A 16,210-nucleotide genomic window follows, 5' to 3' on the forward strand; every position below is an offset into this window, starting at 1 on the left:
TGTGAGGACACAGCTTGTGGCTAGCATACTGGATCTAACAAATGCAATCTAAATGAGTAACCCTATAAAAAAATGACCTCCTCGCCCCCCGAAGTATCGGGGCGGGCACCTGCCTTTGCAGGCAGGCTCCTCCTGTCAGGAGGAGATTTGAGGCAGTGCTAAAACGGACTCTTGTCCCCGTGGGGGGTAGGGGGTGGACAGAAATAAAATGAACAAACTAACCATAATCAAAATAGGTGGAAATGTGATCGATGACCCAAAGTCATTGGATCAGTTTCTTACTGATTTTGCCCAACGATCTGAACCGGCAATTCTGGTGCATGGTGGAGGCAAAATCGCTACACAGATTGGGAACAAGCTAGGCATCGAAGCCAAAATGGTCGATGGCCGCAGAATCACTGATGCTGAGACCCTCGATCTGGTGACCATGGTTTATGGTGGTTTAACCAACAAGAAAATTGTAGCTCAGCTGCAGTCCAAAGGCTTCAATGCGATTGGATTAACCGGGGCTGATGGCAATGTAATGCTGGCTAAAAAACGCCCCGTCAAGCAGATTGACTATGGGTTTGTGGGAGACATTACAGCAGATGGTGTCAATATTCCCTTACTGCAAAGCCTGTTGAATCAGGGTGTGAATCCGGTGTTTTGTGCGCTCACTCACGATGGTGAAGGCCATATGCTCAACACCAACGCAGATACCATTGCTTCGGTGTTAGCCGTGGCCATGAGCCGGGAATTCGAAGTAGAACTGGTTTATTGCTTTGAACAACCAGGCGTACTTTCTGACTTTGAAAACAAAGTGGTGATCCCAGTATTGGAGCCTAAGAACTATCAGGAATACAAGGATTCAGGAGTGATCAATAGTGGAATGATTCCAAAGCTGGACAATGCCTTTGATGCTCTCAATGCAGGAGTAAAAAGCGTAAGAATTATTCAGTTCTCAGATTTGAACAAGGCTGAAGCCGGAACGCTGATTAAACTATGAAGTGGTGCTACAGCTACATAATGTATAAATCAGCCATCTTTAGACTCGTCATTTCTCTGAACAGGGAAATCCCTAACAAACTTGGAAAAACCCTTTGGGAGATTCCCGATCAAGTCGGGAATGACGTTGCAGAAACGATCAGCTCATACCGAAAGAGATTCTTAGCTGCACTAAGTTCCGCGCTGACTAACGGAGTCCATTTTGCTGTGCCCTGTCTGCCGACAGGCAGGCACGCAATGATGGCTGCAAATAAAATATTGGAATGGAATTAAAAGAACAGGCCATATCGCTTCTAAAGCAACTGATTGAAATTCCCTCCTTGAGCAGAGAGGAGGATAAAACTGCTGATCTGATTGAATCGCTGTTGAAATCTAATGGTGTAGAAACAGAGCGATTGCAGAACAATATCTGGGCAAAGAATAAGCAATTCGATGCTTCAAAACCAACGCTATTGCTCAATTCCCATCATGACACGGTGAAGCCCAATGCTGGGTATACCAAAGACCCTTTCAAGGCCATTGTCGAAGATGGAAGACTTTACGGCTTGGGTAGCAATGATGCCGGTGGATGCCTTGTCTCATTGCTCGCCACTTTCCTTCATTTTTATGAAGAGAAATGGCCTTACAACATCATCTTTTTGGCTTCGGCTGAGGAAGAGATTTCTGGTAAGAATGGTATTGCTCTGGCCTTGCCTGAATTGGGAAAGATAGACTTTGCCATGGTTGGTGAACCTACCTTGATGCAAATGGCTGTTGCCGAAAAAGGCTTGATGGTGCTTGACTGTTCTGTAAAAGGAAAGGCCGGCCATGCCGCCAGAAATGAGGGAGAAAATGCCATTTACAAAGCTCTGCCCATCATCGATTGGTTTCAGAATTACCGTTTTGAAAAAGAGTCTGACTGGCTTGGACCTATTAAAATGTCGGTGACTCAAGTAAACTCCGGAACACAGCATAATGTGGTGCCCGATCTTTGTCAGTTCGTGGTAGATGTTCGAACTACGGATGTCATGAGCAATCAGGAGGTACTTGAGTTCATTCAGCAGTCGGTTGATTGCGAAGTAGTGGCAAGATCCACCCGACTCAATCCATCGTCTATTCCGGCAGATCATCCAATTGTAAAAGCTGGAGAAAGCCTCGGCATGACCAAATATGGTTCTCCAACATTGTCCGATCAGGCATTAATGCCTTTTCCTAGTCTCAAACTGGGCCCAGGAGATTCGGCAAGATCACACACAGCAGATGAGTATATTTACCTGAAGGAAATTGAGCAGGGAATAGAATTGTATATTGAACTGATAACGAAATTTATGAACGTTACTGCGAGCCTGCCTGTCGGCAGACAGGGACGTGGGACTTAGAATATCTAAGAAATTATGAGATTGCTTCGTTGCAAACTTGTGCTAACGCTCAGTTTGTTTTTCGCGATGACGGTCAGAATTAAAGCAAAATAGACAGAAGTTTTACTTCCCAATTAACGTCACCCTGAACTTGTTTCAGGGTCTAGAGATTCCGAAACAAGTTCGGAATGACGGAAGAACTAAAATAAAATTGAAGACCCAAGTCTAAAGATCGAAGGAACACTTCCGTCTTCTGACTCCCGTCTTCTAACTTCACAACATGAAACTCTGGAAAAAAGACATAGAAAGCTCGGCCAAAGTTGAGCAGTTTACAGTAGGTAGAGACCTTGAATTCGACATATTCCTGGCACCATTTGACGTGCAGGGATCGCTGGCGCATACCGCTATGTTGGAGTCTATCGGCCTGCTGACGGCAGATGAAAAAGAAGCCATTCATACCGAACTCAAAGCCATTTACAGAACCATGGAAACTGGCGAGTTTGAAATGATGGACGATGTGGAAGACATTCACTCTCAAATTGAGTTTATGCTCACTGAAAAGCTGGGTGATGTCGGTAAGAAAATCCATAGCGGCCGTTCTAGAAACGACCAAGTTTTAGTTGACCTCAAGCTTTTCATGCGTTCGGAGGTCAAAGAAATTGTGGAAGGCACAAAGGCGCTTTTCGATAGAATGACTGCTTTGAGCGAAGAATACAAATCGGTACTTATTCCGGGTTACACGCACATGCAGGTGGCCATGCCAAGCTCATTCGGACTATGGTTTGGAGCTTATGCAGAAGGTTTGGTCGATGATCTGAACGCACTTCATTCGGCCTACCAAATGGTAAACAAAAATCCTTTGGGTTCAGGAGCGGGATTCGGTTCATCCTTCCCCTTGAATCGACAAATGACTACCGATTTGCTGGGTTTTGAAGCCATGCATCATAATGTGGTTTATGCCATGATGTCGCGCGGAAAGGCAGAAAAGCAATTAGCCAGTGGAATGGCATCCATTGCCGCCACTTTGGGTAAATTCTCTATGGATGTTTGTCTTTACATGGGTCAGGATTTTGGCTTCCTTACTTTCCCAGATGAACTGACGACTGGTTCAAGCATTATGCCTCACAAAAAAAATCCCGATGTATTCGAACTGATTCGTGGCAAGTGCAATCGTATTGTGGCCCTGCCGAATGACATTGCCATGCTCACGGCTAACCTTCCTGTAGGTTACCACCGCGAAATGCAGTTATTGAAAGAGTTGCTGTTCCCAGCTCTGGAAGATTTGAAAGCTTGTTTGGAAATGGCTGAATACATGCTTCAGCATATCAAAATCAAGAATGATTTGATCGATCAGGACAAGTATAATTACCTGTTTACTGTGGAAGAAGTGAACCGTTTGGTGCTTTCAGGAGTGCCCTTCCGCGAAGCTTACATTCAGGTAGGGAAAGACGTAAATGCTGGGGAATTCAAAGCCGACAGAAAAGTGAATCACAATCACGAGGGTAGCATAGGCAACCTAATGACCGATGCCATTCGAGCTTCAATGGACAAACAATTGAACTCCTTCAACTTTGAACATTGGGAAAAGAGGATTGAAAAGCTTGTGAAGTAATTTTTGAATTATTATTCTAGTCTTTTAAAAACAAACACAATGACTAGGATTAGCTTGATTCTTTCTACCCTTTTAATGTCTTTTTACATAACCGCTCAAGACCGAATTGTGCGTGTAGATGGCACTTTCAACCCTAAAAGTCAGGAGTATGTTTTTGAAGCAAAAAACTTGAGCACCACTTATTATACAGTGGTAGTTAAGTTCAACAGACTGTATAATCTGAGGTCGAGTACCTCACTTCCTTTTATAAAGGCAGTCCCTCCCGGAAACACCAAACTCTTTGAGCTCTCTAAGGATGGGTATGGCGATCCGGACTATAGTTATAGCGTAGTGTACTGGAAGGGAACGGCCAACCCTAAGATTGAGGACGTGCTGTATGCTTTGCCTGTATCGTCCGGAATTGAGGTAGGTGTTAAACCCCTTCAACATTTGGCTAAAACATTTCAACAGGAAACTCCCGAAAACTTCTATGCTATTGGTTTTAGTCTTGTTGATGGTGACACCATCCGGGCTGCACGCAAAGGGGTCGTTGAAGAAATACAAGCAGACAATCAAACCGACAATCTAAACTACACTTTTACCACTGAGAGAAATTATATTCGGGTAAGGCATGAAGACGGAACCGTGGCCCGGTACACCAACTTTAAAAACAATTCAGCCCTGATTGAAGTGGGTGAAGAGTTGCTTCCCGGAGACCCTATGGCCATAGCCACTCAAACTTCCAATACCGGTGAGGCACTACTTATGTTTCGTGTTACCTATCTAATCGTAGACCCTAAGATGAGCAGTGATTACAAAGAGTGGAGCTCTATTGGTTATGTAACTCCCAAATTTATTACTGAAAATCATGAGGGTGAGCTGAAACCTAATAAGCTATACAAGGCCAGGCTAACAGACGACATCATTACCCAGGAAATGAGCAAACGTGAACGTAAAAAATACTTATCTGGAAAAAGATAGCTCAGGTGGATTGTTTAGATCTAAACCAGCCATATTTAACAGACAGCTTGTATAGTAATGCAAAGATAAACCCAACCAAGCTGTGTGCCATCAGGTAAAAAATTATACTGAAAAGCAGGTCTAATCCGTAAGGATCTGCCCCATCAAAAACTGGCTGTATGAAGAGAAAATAAACCAGAGCCAAAGTACTAATCGCAACATTGATCCAAAAGAAATACCAAAACCTTTTCCACTTACTTAACCAATAGATGCTAAGCGTCCACATAACGAATGGAACTTGTACTATTAGGTATATCCAAGTGGATTCACTCATATTAACTCCAGTCCAAAGACAGCTACTGCATATAGTGCCGCAATGACCAATGCCAACTGGCTGGTTTTTCGGGTGTGCGGCTTAATCCCCAGTGTTCTGATAATCTTCACATTAATGGACATGGAGATTAACACAAGGGCTAACGAAACCCCGAAAAGTGCCTGGGGATTATTGAACTCAAACCAGGCCTGATCATAACCAACCTCCAAAATCAGAGAGATAATTACCAGAACAAGCGAGATGGTCTGAAGGGATTTGTGTTTCATAAATGAGCTTTTTTTTAAAAGTCGTCACCCTGAACTTGATTCGGGGTCTTCAATTCGTTAGCGACCAAGATAGATTCTGAAATAAATTCAGAATGACCGATTTCTTAGATCAACACACAAACAGTAGCTAAGGTAGCCAGAAGTCGAATACTATTTCATTCATGCACTTAAAATGTCCTTTAGGGCATTTCTTGTAACCAATCTTGGAGCAGGGCCTGCAGCCTAATCCTTTCTTTTCAAGTATGGTAAACTTGGTTCGGTAAGGATACATGCCAAACTCCGGAATGGTATTACCCCAGATAGAAAATACGTTCTTTTTGAGTGCAGCTGCAATATGCATCATCCCCGTATCATGAGTAAAAACATACGTTGCCTTCTTCAGAATCGAGGCGCTTTGATTGATAGAGAACTTGCCACAGCCATTGTATATAAGAGCCTTTTTACCCAATTCACTGAGCGGCTTTTTAAAGTCTTCGGTTTCATGCGCTCTATCGAAAAACCCGGCAATTTGCTCTCCGTTTTCAGCATCTTCTTTGCCTCCCAGCAGCACAATGGGTTTATTGATTTTATCGCAAAGCTCAATCATTCGGTTCAGCGGAAGCTTCTTGGTTTCGTGATTGCCACCAATGGCAAAAGCCACAAACTCTTTTTGGTGAGTTTCGGGAAGCCAGTCTTTCTCCACCTCATCTTTTTCGGGAATGAAGTAATCCAAACCGAGAGCATCATTTTTCACGCCAAGCGGCCGGGCAGCTTCCAAATACCGATCTACAATGTGTACATTGGGTAACTTGTCTACTTTGAGGTTGACTATGAGCCACTTTTTCCAATTGAGTTTTGGGAAAGCTGCCGATTCTGCTTGTAGGGCAGCCTTAATTCTCCTGGTTCGAAGGTTGTTGTGAAGGTCTACCACAAAGTCGAACTTTTCGGCTTTAAGCTCACGAATCAGGCCCTTCAAATCGCCTTCCAATAAATGAAACTTATCGATGTATGGGTTGGCTTCCAGCACCGGATAAAAGTGCTTTTTTGTGGCATAGTGCACCTCCACATCGTCCATTTGAGTTTTTATAACCCTAATTACCGGGGTCGTAAGTACTATATCTCCAATGGATGAAAAACGAATGATTAATACCTTCTTAGGCATTGGCTACTTGTTCTTTCTTTTCTGAGAAATGCTTTTCTATGGCATCTCTGCTCATGGCATTCAAGGTCATTTCGGCTGTGAGCCCCCCTTTTCTCCCAATAAGCAAGCCGTATTGCATATGATGATACCCTTCCATAGCATGCGCATCGGGGTTTATAGCGAGTTTCACCCCCTGCTCCAACGCGTAGTTTACCCACCTCCAATCCAAATCGAGCCTCCATGGGTTGGCATTAATCTCAATCACCACGTTATGTTTGGCGCAATGGTCTATTACTGCCTTATGGTCTATAGGGTATCCGGCCCTTCTGAGCAGCAAACGCCCTGTTGGATGACCTAGTATCGTGGTGTACGGATTTTCAATAGCTCGCAAAAGGCGTTGTGTAGCCCTCTGCTTGTTCATGTTTAGAACGGAATGGACAGAGGCCACAATAAAGTCGAAACTAGCCAGCACATCATCGGCATAGTCCAGGCTCCCATCGTTAAGAATATCCGACTCTATCCCCTTGAATATTTTAAAGGGAGCTAGTTCTTTGTTCAGCTCATCTATCTCCTGGTGCTGTAGCGCCACCCGCTCTTCATTAAGTCCATTGGCATAGAAGGCAGACTTACTATGGTCGCAAATGCCCAAATACTCGTAACCCAACTCTTTGCAATACTCAGCCATTTGTCGGAGTGAATGTTTACCATCGCTATAAGTAGAGTGGTTGTGCAGAATCCCCTTCAGGTCTTCCATTTCAACCAAGCGAGGTAGTGAGTTGCTTTTGGCCCGTTCTATTTCGAATGTTCCTTCGCGCAGCTCAGGGGCCACATAGGCCATGTTTAGGGCTTCGTAAATTTTTTCTTCAGAATCGAAGTTCCCGGTGTAGGCCATATCGCGAAGACTCATATCGTTGGCAACAGGAATACTAATGTGTCGCTGGCTGCCAGTCTTTAGCAATTGTTCGCGCACGAAATGAGCCGGATCACAGAGCATAAGCTCAACAAGTATGCGGTGGTTTTTAAAGGTTCCTCTCCAAACAAGCGGACCACTTTCTTCTACTAACTGCTCAAAAGGCTCCAGAGCACCAAGCTCTTCCTCAAGAGCATTGAAGTCTGAAGAAGCGACTAAAATTTCCAGGCTCTCAGCCACCTCTAGCTTGCGCCTGAGCCCTCCGGTAATGGTAGCCTTCTCAACATTTTTCATACCATTAAGGTGTTCCACCAATTCATTGGCTATCACTTCAGCATCAGCGTAGTGCAGTTTGTTGGCATTGGCTTCTTTAAATTCCAATGCCTCAATAATGGTTTGCTGCGTTTTTTCGCCAAACCCTTTGAGTTTAGCCACCAAGCCCGAATTGGCCGCCTCCTTTAGTTCATGGCCACTTTCAATACCCAGTTCTTTCCATAGCACTTTGATTTTTTTTGGACCAATGCCCTTCATATCCAGCAGTTCCACTATGCCTTCGGGAGTTGCTTCCAATAAGTTTTGCAGTGCCTCTGATGTTCCTGTTTGAGCTAGTTCCTGAATGGTGGCCGCAATACCTTTGCCCACCCCTTGCAACGATTCAAGTTCGGCAAGACTCATGGCCGCAAGGTTCACATCCATTTTGTCTAATTGGAAGATGGCGTTCTGATAACCCCTTATTTTAAAAGTGTTTTCATCGTGCAGCTCCATAAGTGAAGCCAGCAGCTTGAGTTGTTTAAGAATTGTTGAGTTATCCAATTGACTTGATTTGTTAATGAGCGATGATAATACTTGCTTTTTTAGGCCGGAAAGACTAACTACTGTCTGTCAGCACGCAAAGTTAAAAATAACTGATTATGAACTATTGGTTGATAAAATCTGAGCCAAATACCTATTCTTACGATGATCTTGTTCAAAAAGGCCAAGACCATTGGGATGGTGTGAGAAACTACCAAGCCAGAAATAACCTAAAGGCCATGAAACCCGGAGACCTTGCTTTGTTCTACCACAGTGTGAACGAAAAAGCCGTGGTGGGCATAGCAGAGTGTGTAAGTGAGCACTACCCCGACCCCACAACTGATGACGACCGTTGGGTGGTGGTTGACTTTGTGCCTAAACAGAAGCTTAAAAAACCGGTTTCTTTAGAAGACATTAAACGAGAGTCGTTGTTATCGGAAATGGTGCTGGTCAAAAACTCGCGGCTTTCGGTCCAACCGGTTAAAAAAGAAGAGTTTGATCAAATTCTTAAGATGGCTCAGGAATGACACGTTTGCAAAGCATACTTTTTCTAATTCTTTGGGTGCCCGGCCTGGCTTTGGCTCAGGTTCAACATCTGGGAAGGTATGAGTTGGAACACAACTGGGACAATATAGATTACGTGGTCATTTCTCAAGAAGAAAACGGGGTTCTTATTGTTCAGCCGCAACTAAAAGGAAACAATAAACAATATCCGGTGGTTTTCCACCACCTGGATAAGCAATTGAATTTTTTGTGGGCAGATTCGTTAACCGTAGACCGGCAGCTTCACCTCAAAGGCTATCATTATGTGGGAGACAAAACCCTTTTACTCTTTCAAAATACCCAACTGAACCGCCTCATCAAGCTGGTTTCAGTAGACCTTAAGCAACGCGAATTACAAGAATTTGAACCTAAAACTATTGTTGATCTGGACATTCAGGAGTTTGAGGTTATTCAAGATCATGCGGTAATTGGTGGTTATATTGAGTCCAGGCCTGCCGTATTTGCCTACGACCTTAACACCAACAAGGTAAAAACCCTGCCCAATGTGTTTCAAAATAACTCCGAACTGCTGGAGGTAAAAGTAAATGCTGACAGTGTGACGTTCAACGTGCTTTCTTCCAAGCAAAACCTTCAGAAAGACCGCACCATAGTGGTAAATACCTACGATTACAATGGCAATGCCATTAGAGGCTATGAGTTAGAAACCGCAAAGGATCACCAACTCCTTTCGGCTGTTTCATCTTCTATTATAGACAAAGAGCAACTGGTAGTGGGACTCTACAGCGTAAAAACCGGCACCTTCCCCAGCGGCTTCTATGTAAACCATGTAGACCGAACCGGCCGGCAAACTATGCGCTATTACAATTTTGGTGAATTCAATAGCTTTCTGGACCATAATGGCGAACGCAGGGCCGAAAAGCTAAAAGACAAAGCCATTACAGCCAAAAAAAGAGGCAGAGAATGGCGCTATAAAATTGACGGGTTGTTTACCGAAATGGAAGAAAGCCGTGAGGCTCTCATAATTATGGGAGAGTTTTTCAAGCCCTGGAACATGAGCACACAAAATTACATGCGCTATCGGCAGGTAACTAGTCCGCTGATTGCTCCAACCGACCCTTTTTACAATCCATACGATGCCTGGACACGCTCCAATTTCAGAAGTGCCAGCCAACCCAATGAATTTGATTTTACCCATGCCTTTGCCTTTGCTATTAATCACAAAGGCGAGCTGTTGTGGGATCACAGTATGGATATTGATGAAGAGCTCAAAGGCACCCTTAGAACCTTTGGAGCCTTTCAGTGGTCGGGAGCCGATGCTTACTACGCCTACTACCTCGATGAGGAACTAGTGACCAGACATCTGAATGGCAACGAAAAAGAACGGATGGTACAAAAATTGAGGCTGATGGACGATGAAGATCAGCTGCGCTACGAAAAAGAAGAATTTCAGGGAATAGTAGGTTGGTTCGGCAATCGCTTTCTGGTTTATGGAGTTCAGAACGTAAAGAACCCGGAAGGTGAGGGCAACCGCAAGGTATTCTTTGTAAACGCAGTAGCCATAGAGCACTAACCGTTCAACCCAAACTGTATGACACACCGATTAATCCTAATGGCAGGCCTCATCCTTACGGCCTTATTTCCTCTCTCGGCACAAACCAATGCTGTCGAAATTGTTGCCGACCCTACCTCCGTAAGTTTTGAAACCGTGAGCATGGGTGAAAAGGGCTTTGCGATACTCGAAAAGCACATGCTCGAAAAGTCTAGAAGCTACCACCTGAAAGTACATTTTTACAACCCACAATTGGCCTTGCAACAAACGGTTATTCTTCCTTTAGATGTACGGACTAATATACTGCGAACAGACTTCAACAATGGTCAACTCTACCTACTTACCCAGAAAACAATACTGAGAAATGAGTTGAGCATTATTAAGTTCAACGAAAAGTATGAGTTCACCGAAATAAAAGTTCCGCTATTCGAATCTAAAGAAGTATGGTTTTTTGAAGTAGTTAATAACAAGGCCCTCTTTGCCGGCTTGTTCGATGCCCGTTCTACCGCCTTTCTTCTGGATATGACCAACGGCACCATTCAAACACTTCAAGGTCTGTACAGTCAAACAAGCAATCTCGTCCAGTGTACCTTTGATGAAAAGTGGGAAGTGGTTTCAATAATCACGAGCCATTACAACACTAACAAAGACCTTGGCTTCGAACTTAAAAACTACGATTCTCAGGGCAGGCTGGTGAGACAACATGTATTCAACCCACTGCCCGGTTATCAGTTGCATGTAAGTAGCGTGTCAGACTTTGCCGGGGGAAAGCAACTAATTGCGGGCTTTTATACCTTACCCAAGTCTCAGGGCTACAGCGGCATTTTTCATGTGATGCTCGATCAGGAAAGCAAAAAAGACATTGTGCTTACCCCTTTTTTTGAAATAGAAGGTTTTTTCTCTCATTTGGGAGAAAAAAGAGCCAATAAGGTAGTGAGCAAAGCCAAAGAAAAAGTGGCCAAAAAGGGGAAATGGTCTACCGAAACAGAGGCCACCCTTTTTCCCATTCAAACAGACGGAAACCATTTTTTTCTGAGCATGACATTTTATAGGTCTTTGCAGAGAAACAGAAATTCCTCCGTCATTACCCTTCTTGAGAACCAGTCTACAAGGTACCTGGCCTTACGCTTTACGTTGAACATTAGTCATCACATGTTGGCCGTGGTCAATCAAAAGGGCGAACTGGCCGAAACGCTGCACATAGATGGCCAATACACCCAGCAGACCAGCTTTAACAATTTCGTTCAGTCTACTTTTCAGGGTCAAACGGGTCTTATTGCCCGCAACGAAAAAGAACTTTATGGGGGAGTAATAAAGCCACAAAATAAAAGCCCATTCGCTCAGAGTTTAGAGGCCCATCTGGCCAGCCGGCAGTTTAAAGTGTACAACTCAAAGCTCATTGAGTGGCACCAAAACAAAATCCTTGTAACCCTTTTAGAAGGACAAATGGACAAGGTGGGCAATGTACAGCGCGTGTTCAGAGTTATACCCGTCACGGTGGAATAGCAGGGGTTCGTAAATCAGACTTTCCGCATTAAAAAATTGATCAAACTTCTCTGAGCAATTCCTTTTACTATATTTGTATTCTGAAATGCAAAAGCGGCTTCTTTTAGGTCATCCTCAGTTAGCCATCACCATTGGCCGGCTCTGTCAGCAACTGATAGAAAAACATCAAAATTTCGATAACACTGTTCTTTTAGGGCTCCAGCCTAGAGGTATTTATCTGGCCGAAAGAATTAAGGAGCGCCTGCAGGAGCTCACCAACACCTCCATTCAACTGGGCTATTTGGACGCTACCTTTTACCGGGACGATTTTCGCAGAAGAGACTCTCCTGTAAGAGCCAATGAAACCAAAATTGACTTTCTGATTGAGGAAAAAAAGGTAATTCTTATTGACGATGTTTTCTATACCGGACGCACCGTTAGGGCAGCCCTGGACGCTATGCATGCCTTTGGCCGACCCAAAAAAGTGGAGCTAATGGTTTTGGTTAAAAGAAGATATTCGAGCCACCTGCCCATTTTCCCCGACTACATAGGCAAAGAAGTAAACACTTTGGAGAGCCAAAAAGTACTGGTGGAATGGAAACACCAAAAAGGGGTAGAAGAAGACAATGTTTGGCTAATTAACAAGATAGATTAAATGGAGAAACTGAGCACAAAGCATCTTCTGGGGATAAAAGATCTTACTAGAGAAGATATAGAGCTCATTTTTCAGACGGCTGAGGAATTCAAAGATGTAATCAACAGACCCATCAAGAAAGTGCCGTCTTTGAGAGACATTACCATAGCCAACGTATTTTTTGAAAACTCTACCCGAACCAAACTGTCGTTTGAGCTGGCAGAGAAAAGGCTTTCGGCCGATGTGATTAACTTTTCCAGCAGCAACAGCTCCGTAAAAAAAGGAGAAACCCTGCTCGACACGGTGAACAACATTTTGTCTATGAAAGTAGACATGATAGTAATGCGACATTCGAGCCCCGGAGCACCCCATTTTTTGGCCAAACACATAAAAGCCAACATAGTGAATGCCGGAGACGGCACCCATGAGCACCCTACCCAGGCCCTGCTCGATACCTTCTCTATACGAGAACGACTCGGAGAAGTAGCCGGGAAAAAAGTGGCCATTATTGGCGACATTCTACACTCACGTGTGGCACTCTCCAACATTTTTGCACTTCAAAAACTTGGTGCCGAAGTAATGGTTTGCGGCCCCATAACCTTACTACCCAAACACATTGCCTCGCTGGGAGTAAAAGTAGAGCTCGATGTAAAAAAAGCCCTGGAATGGTGCGATGTGGCCAATATCTTGCGCATTCAGTTGGAACGACAGCACATAAAGTACTTCCCATCGTTGAGAGAATACTCGCTCTACTATGGTGTGAGTAAAAAGCTACTCGACTCCCTGAACAAAGAAATTGTGATAATGCACCCGGGGCCCATAAACCGCGGGGTAGAACTAAACAGTGATGTGGCAGACTCAGAACACGCCATAATTCTGGATCAGGTAGAAAATGGAGTAGCCGTACGCATGGCTGTACTCTATTTATTAGCATCCGTATCGAAATAAGCGGTATATTATACCTGGCTTAGATTAGTTGTACAGCAACCGAAATACCGACCTCTAAGCAACAATAAACCGTCCGGAACCTTTGAAACCAATGAAGAAGTTTTTACGCATTTTAGCCATCAGCGTAGTACTACTCGTGCTGGCATTTTACTTTATAGCCGTTCCCAAGTTTGTCTCGCTCATTACCGACTACGACCGGCACACCTTCGAATATGTAACCGATAATCCGGAGATTCTGGAAAACTACGGTATTGGAGCGAAACGAACACCGGCAGACTATGGATTCGACACCTACCGTGAAATTGACTACAACTCCCTGACAGACGAGGTTGCACTCAACGGATGGTACATGCCCGCAGCCAAAGAAGGCATTACTCAAACACTAATGATTAACCATGGCCGCACCTCCAACAGGCTAAAAACCATGAAGTATCTGGAGCTTGTAAAAGCTCAGGGTCTCGACACGCTCTACAATGTATTCATCCCCGATTTGCGCAACTCAGGCAAGTCGCAAGAAGCCAAAACGGCCCTGGGCTATGAGTTTGCAGAAGACATTGTGGGCAGCATGAAAATGCTCAACGAGAACTACGGGCAAACTGATTTTGTGCTCTGGGGCTTTTCTATGGGGGCTATGGCCAGTGCTGTGGCCATAAACCGACCAGACCTGGTAGAGTTTCAAAAGGAAAATGGGCTCAAGGTTCATAAGCTCATTCTCGACAGCCCCCTGAGCAATATTAAAGAAACAGCTCGCCTGGAAGGACAAAGCATGGGTATTCCCAATTTCATCTTCAATATGGCATGGGGCAGCTTCGATAAAAAAGTAAATGGTTACAGCGATAAAATGAAGCTTTCTTACCTGCTCAACAATACAAAACTCCCCACGCTCATCCTGTATAGCGATGGAGACAAAACAACTCCTGCTTCCATTTTAGAGACCGAAGTAGAAGGACTTTTTAACGTCTACCCTGTGCTTTTCAAAGACTGTGAGCACGTAAAGCTCTATACGCGCGAAGAGTACAAAGAACGATACACCAGCCGTGTAAATACTTTCTTGAGAAGCAACGATCTTTAGTTCAGAACACGGCTTTTCTTAGATGAGCCGAAGTTTTTTTACAGCGCAATTTTCGATAGCCGTAAAAATCAGTCAACAAACAGGGCCCTACATAAAACTACAGTTTGTAAGCCCAGCGGCTATATGACTCACAGTTAACATATCCTTTATTTCAATGGCATCAGAAGAAAAGCTAAATTTGCCCCAACTATTATAGAAGCAAATGAAGTATTATAATTCAATCATCGAGACCATAGGAAACACGCCTCTTGTTCGGCTCAATTCAGTAAACAAAGGTATTCCGGGTACCATTCTGGTCAAAGTAGAATACTTTAACCCCGGAAACTCTATGAAAGACCGAATGGCTCTTAAAATGATTGAAGATGCAGAAGCGGCCGGTATTTTAAAACCAGGCGGCACCATTATAGAAGGCACATCGGGTAATACCGGCATGGGCTTGGCACTTGGGGCTATAGCCAAAGGCTACAAGTGTATATTTACTCTGGCCGACAAGCAGTCGCAGGAAAAAATAGATATACTGAAAGCCGTAGGTGCCGAAGTAATTGTGTGCCCTACCAATGTAGAGCCGGACGACCCAAGATCGTACTACTCTGTAGCTCGCAAGCTCAACAAAGACATTCCAAATTCTTTCTATCCTAACCAATACGACAACCTGTCGAATACTAAAGCCCATTACGAAACCACAGGGCCAGAGATATGGAGAGATACTGAAGGCAAAATTACCCACTATGCGGCCGGTGTAGGCACCGGAGGCTCCATGTGCGGTACCTCCAAATACCTCAAAGAGCAAAACCCGAAAATTGTTTCAGTGGGTATCGATACTTATGGTTCGGTTTTCAAAAAGTACAAGGAAACCGGTGTATTCGATGAAAAAGAAATTTATCCTTACCTAACCGAAGGTATTGGAGAAGATATACTGCCTAAAAACGTAGACTTCGACCTGATTGACCATTTTGTGAAAGTAACTGACAAAGATGGAGCAATTATGACACGCAGACTTGCGCGCGAAGAGGGACTCTTTTGCGGTTGGTCGTGCGGGTCGGCTGTGGCAGGAGCACTGGAGTATGCCAAAGAAAACCTTACGGAAGACGATGTAATGGTGATTATTCTGCCAGACCATGGCACCCGATACCTCGGCAAAATTTATAACGATAACTGGATGAAAGCCCGTGGTTTTATTGAAGACAGGGCCTTTAGTTCGGCTGCCGATATACTCAGCCGCCAAAACGGTAATGGCAAGCTCACCACAATCGATAAAAATGCTACCGTTGCCGAAGCCATTAAACTTATGACCAGCCTGAGTATTTCTCAGTTACCGGTAAAAGATGGCGAGCAGTTTGTTGGAAGCCTCATTGATAGTAAGCTATTGGCTCAAATGATCGATGACCCTGAGCTTAAAACCAAGCCCGTTTCTGAAATTATGGATGGTCCGTTCCAGTTTGTTTCGGCCGATAATACTTTAGATGTACTTTCTTCAGTCATAACTAAAGACAACCCGGCTGTGTTGGTGAGAGATGAAAACAACGATGTGCATATTCTTACCCGTCACGACCTGCTAAATGCCATGACTACCAACTAACCTAAGGGTTGGTTTAAAATAAGGGTGCTCCAAAAGCTTAGTCACTCATGTCTCAACTCTTTCTGTTAAGATGGGTTTGAGGTTAGAGTAACCACGGCCTTTAGAGCACCAGTTTTATTTCTTAACCTGAGTTCGATGTAAGAAA

The 16,210-nt window shown here is 44.1% G+C and carries 14 protein-coding genes; 11 read left to right on the top strand and 3 right to left on the bottom strand.

All coding sequences use genetic code 11. The features are described 5' to 3' along the window. Positions 1-208: 208 nt before the first annotated feature. The 4 genes from argB to B3763_RS09200 all read left to right on the top strand — a co-directional run bounded on the left by argB (position 209) and on the right by B3763_RS09200 (position 4,893). The gene (gene argB / locus B3763_RS09185) at positions 209-985 is read left to right on the top strand and encodes an acetylglutamate kinase (protein ID WP_286745884.1); all 777 of its coding nucleotides are present in this window, start codon (positions 209-211) and stop codon (positions 983-985) included. 262 nt (positions 986-1,247) lie between these two features. Next, positions 1,248-2,342: a M20 family metallo-hydrolase gene (locus B3763_RS09190; RefSeq protein ID WP_286745886.1), complete on the top strand. Its 1,095-nt coding sequence runs from the start codon at positions 1,248-1,250 to the stop codon at positions 2,340-2,342. A gap of 259 nt (positions 2,343-2,601) precedes the next feature. Beyond that, positions 2,602-3,933: an argininosuccinate lyase gene (argH, locus tag B3763_RS09195; RefSeq protein ID WP_286745888.1), complete on the top strand. Its 1,332-nt coding sequence runs from the start codon at positions 2,602-2,604 to the stop codon at positions 3,931-3,933. Positions 3,934-3,972: 39 nt separating this feature from the next. Beyond that, positions 3,973-4,893, top strand: coding sequence for a peptidoglycan DD-metalloendopeptidase family protein (locus B3763_RS09200; protein WP_286745890.1), 921 nt, complete (start codon positions 3,973-3,975; stop codon positions 4,891-4,893). Positions 4,894-5,202: 309 nt separating this feature from the next. On the opposite strand, the gene B3763_RS09205 is transcribed toward B3763_RS09200, so the two are convergent. The 3 genes from B3763_RS09205 to polX form a co-directional block, all read right to left on the bottom strand. Continuing rightward, complete coding sequence (locus B3763_RS09205; RefSeq protein WP_286745893.1) at positions 5,203-5,472, bottom strand: hypothetical protein; 270 nt, start codon at positions 5,470-5,472, stop codon at positions 5,203-5,205. Between the two features lie 127 nt (positions 5,473-5,599). Continuing rightward, positions 5,600-6,613, bottom strand: coding sequence for a glycosyltransferase family 9 protein (locus B3763_RS09210; protein WP_286745895.1), 1,014 nt, complete (start codon positions 6,611-6,613; stop codon positions 5,600-5,602). Beyond that, positions 6,606-8,315, bottom strand: a complete 1,710-nt coding sequence (polX, locus tag B3763_RS09215) for a DNA polymerase/3'-5' exonuclease PolX (protein WP_286745897.1) — start codon at positions 8,313-8,315, stop codon at positions 6,606-6,608. Before polX ends, B3763_RS09210 begins: the two co-directional genes overlap by 8 nt. Before the next feature lie 98 nt (positions 8,316-8,413). Here polX and B3763_RS09220 point away from each other — a divergent pair, with 98 nt between their 5' ends. The 7 genes from B3763_RS09220 (at position 8,414) to B3763_RS09250 (ending at position 16,065) form a co-directional block, all read left to right on the top strand. Next, complete coding sequence (locus B3763_RS09220) at positions 8,414-8,821, top strand: EVE domain-containing protein (protein WP_286745898.1); 408 nt, start codon at positions 8,414-8,416, stop codon at positions 8,819-8,821. After that, positions 8,818-10,368, top strand: coding sequence for a hypothetical protein (locus tag B3763_RS09225; RefSeq protein ID WP_286745900.1), 1,551 nt, complete (start codon positions 8,818-8,820; stop codon positions 10,366-10,368). The genes B3763_RS09220 and B3763_RS09225 overlap by 4 nt, the downstream gene beginning before the upstream one ends. Before the next feature lie 18 nt (positions 10,369-10,386). Then, positions 10,387-11,853: a hypothetical protein gene (locus tag B3763_RS09230; RefSeq protein WP_286745902.1), complete on the top strand. Its 1,467-nt coding sequence runs from the start codon at positions 10,387-10,389 to the stop codon at positions 11,851-11,853. A gap of 85 nt (positions 11,854-11,938) precedes the next feature. Then, entirely contained in the window at positions 11,939-12,487 is a 549-nt protein-coding gene (gene pyrR / locus B3763_RS09235; protein ID WP_189629016.1) for a bifunctional pyr operon transcriptional regulator/uracil phosphoribosyltransferase PyrR, read from the top strand. Then, entirely contained in the window at positions 12,488-13,414 is a 927-nt protein-coding gene (locus tag B3763_RS09240) for an aspartate carbamoyltransferase catalytic subunit (protein WP_286745905.1), read from the top strand. 91 nt (positions 13,415-13,505) lie between these two features. Continuing rightward, on the top strand, positions 13,506-14,486 hold the full coding sequence (locus tag B3763_RS09245; RefSeq protein ID WP_286745907.1) for an alpha/beta hydrolase: 981 nt from the start codon (positions 13,506-13,508) through the stop codon (positions 14,484-14,486). Positions 14,487-14,688: 202 nt separating this feature from the next. Then, positions 14,689-16,065, top strand: a complete 1,377-nt coding sequence (locus B3763_RS09250) for a pyridoxal-phosphate dependent enzyme (RefSeq protein ID WP_286745908.1) — start codon at positions 14,689-14,691, stop codon at positions 16,063-16,065. The last annotated feature ends 145 nt before the right edge of the window (positions 16,066-16,210 follow it).

It is taken from the genome of Roseivirga sp. UBA1976 (assembly GCF_002336325.1).
Classification (GTDB): domain Bacteria; phylum Bacteroidota; class Bacteroidia; order Cytophagales; family Cyclobacteriaceae; genus Roseivirga; species Roseivirga thermotolerans.

Bases quoted from the DNA above. Each gene is read 5' to 3' on its own strand.
- B3763_RS09190 (WP_286745886.1), top strand. From the start codon at position 1,248: ATGGAATTAAAAGAACAGGCCATATCGCTTCTAAAGCAACTGATTGAA.
- argH (WP_286745888.1), top strand. From the start codon at position 2,602: ATGAAACTCTGGAAAAAAGACATAGAAAGCTCGGCCAAAGTTGAGCAG.
- B3763_RS09230 (WP_286745902.1), top strand. From the start codon at position 10,387: ATGACACACCGATTAATCCTAATGGCAGGCCTCATCCTTACGGCCTTA.
- B3763_RS09210 (WP_286745895.1), bottom strand. From the start codon at position 6,613: ATGCCTAAGAAGGTATTAATCATTCGTTTTTCATCCATTGGAGATATA.
- B3763_RS09240 (WP_286745905.1), top strand. From the start codon at position 12,488: ATGGAGAAACTGAGCACAAAGCATCTTCTGGGGATAAAAGATCTTACT.
- pyrR (WP_189629016.1), top strand. From the start codon at position 11,939: ATGCAAAAGCGGCTTCTTTTAGGTCATCCTCAGTTAGCCATCACCATT.
- B3763_RS09200 (WP_286745890.1), top strand. From the start codon at position 3,973: ATGACTAGGATTAGCTTGATTCTTTCTACCCTTTTAATGTCTTTTTAC.
- B3763_RS09250 (WP_286745908.1), top strand. From the start codon at position 14,689: ATGAAGTATTATAATTCAATCATCGAGACCATAGGAAACACGCCTCTT.
- argB (WP_286745884.1), top strand. From the start codon at position 209: ATGAACAAACTAACCATAATCAAAATAGGTGGAAATGTGATCGATGAC.
- B3763_RS09220 (WP_286745898.1), top strand. From the start codon at position 8,414: ATGAACTATTGGTTGATAAAATCTGAGCCAAATACCTATTCTTACGAT.
- B3763_RS09245 (WP_286745907.1), top strand. From the start codon at position 13,506: ATGAAGAAGTTTTTACGCATTTTAGCCATCAGCGTAGTACTACTCGTG.
- B3763_RS09225 (WP_286745900.1), top strand. From the start codon at position 8,818: ATGACACGTTTGCAAAGCATACTTTTTCTAATTCTTTGGGTGCCCGGC.
- B3763_RS09205 (WP_286745893.1), bottom strand. From the start codon at position 5,472: ATGAAACACAAATCCCTTCAGACCATCTCGCTTGTTCTGGTAATTATC.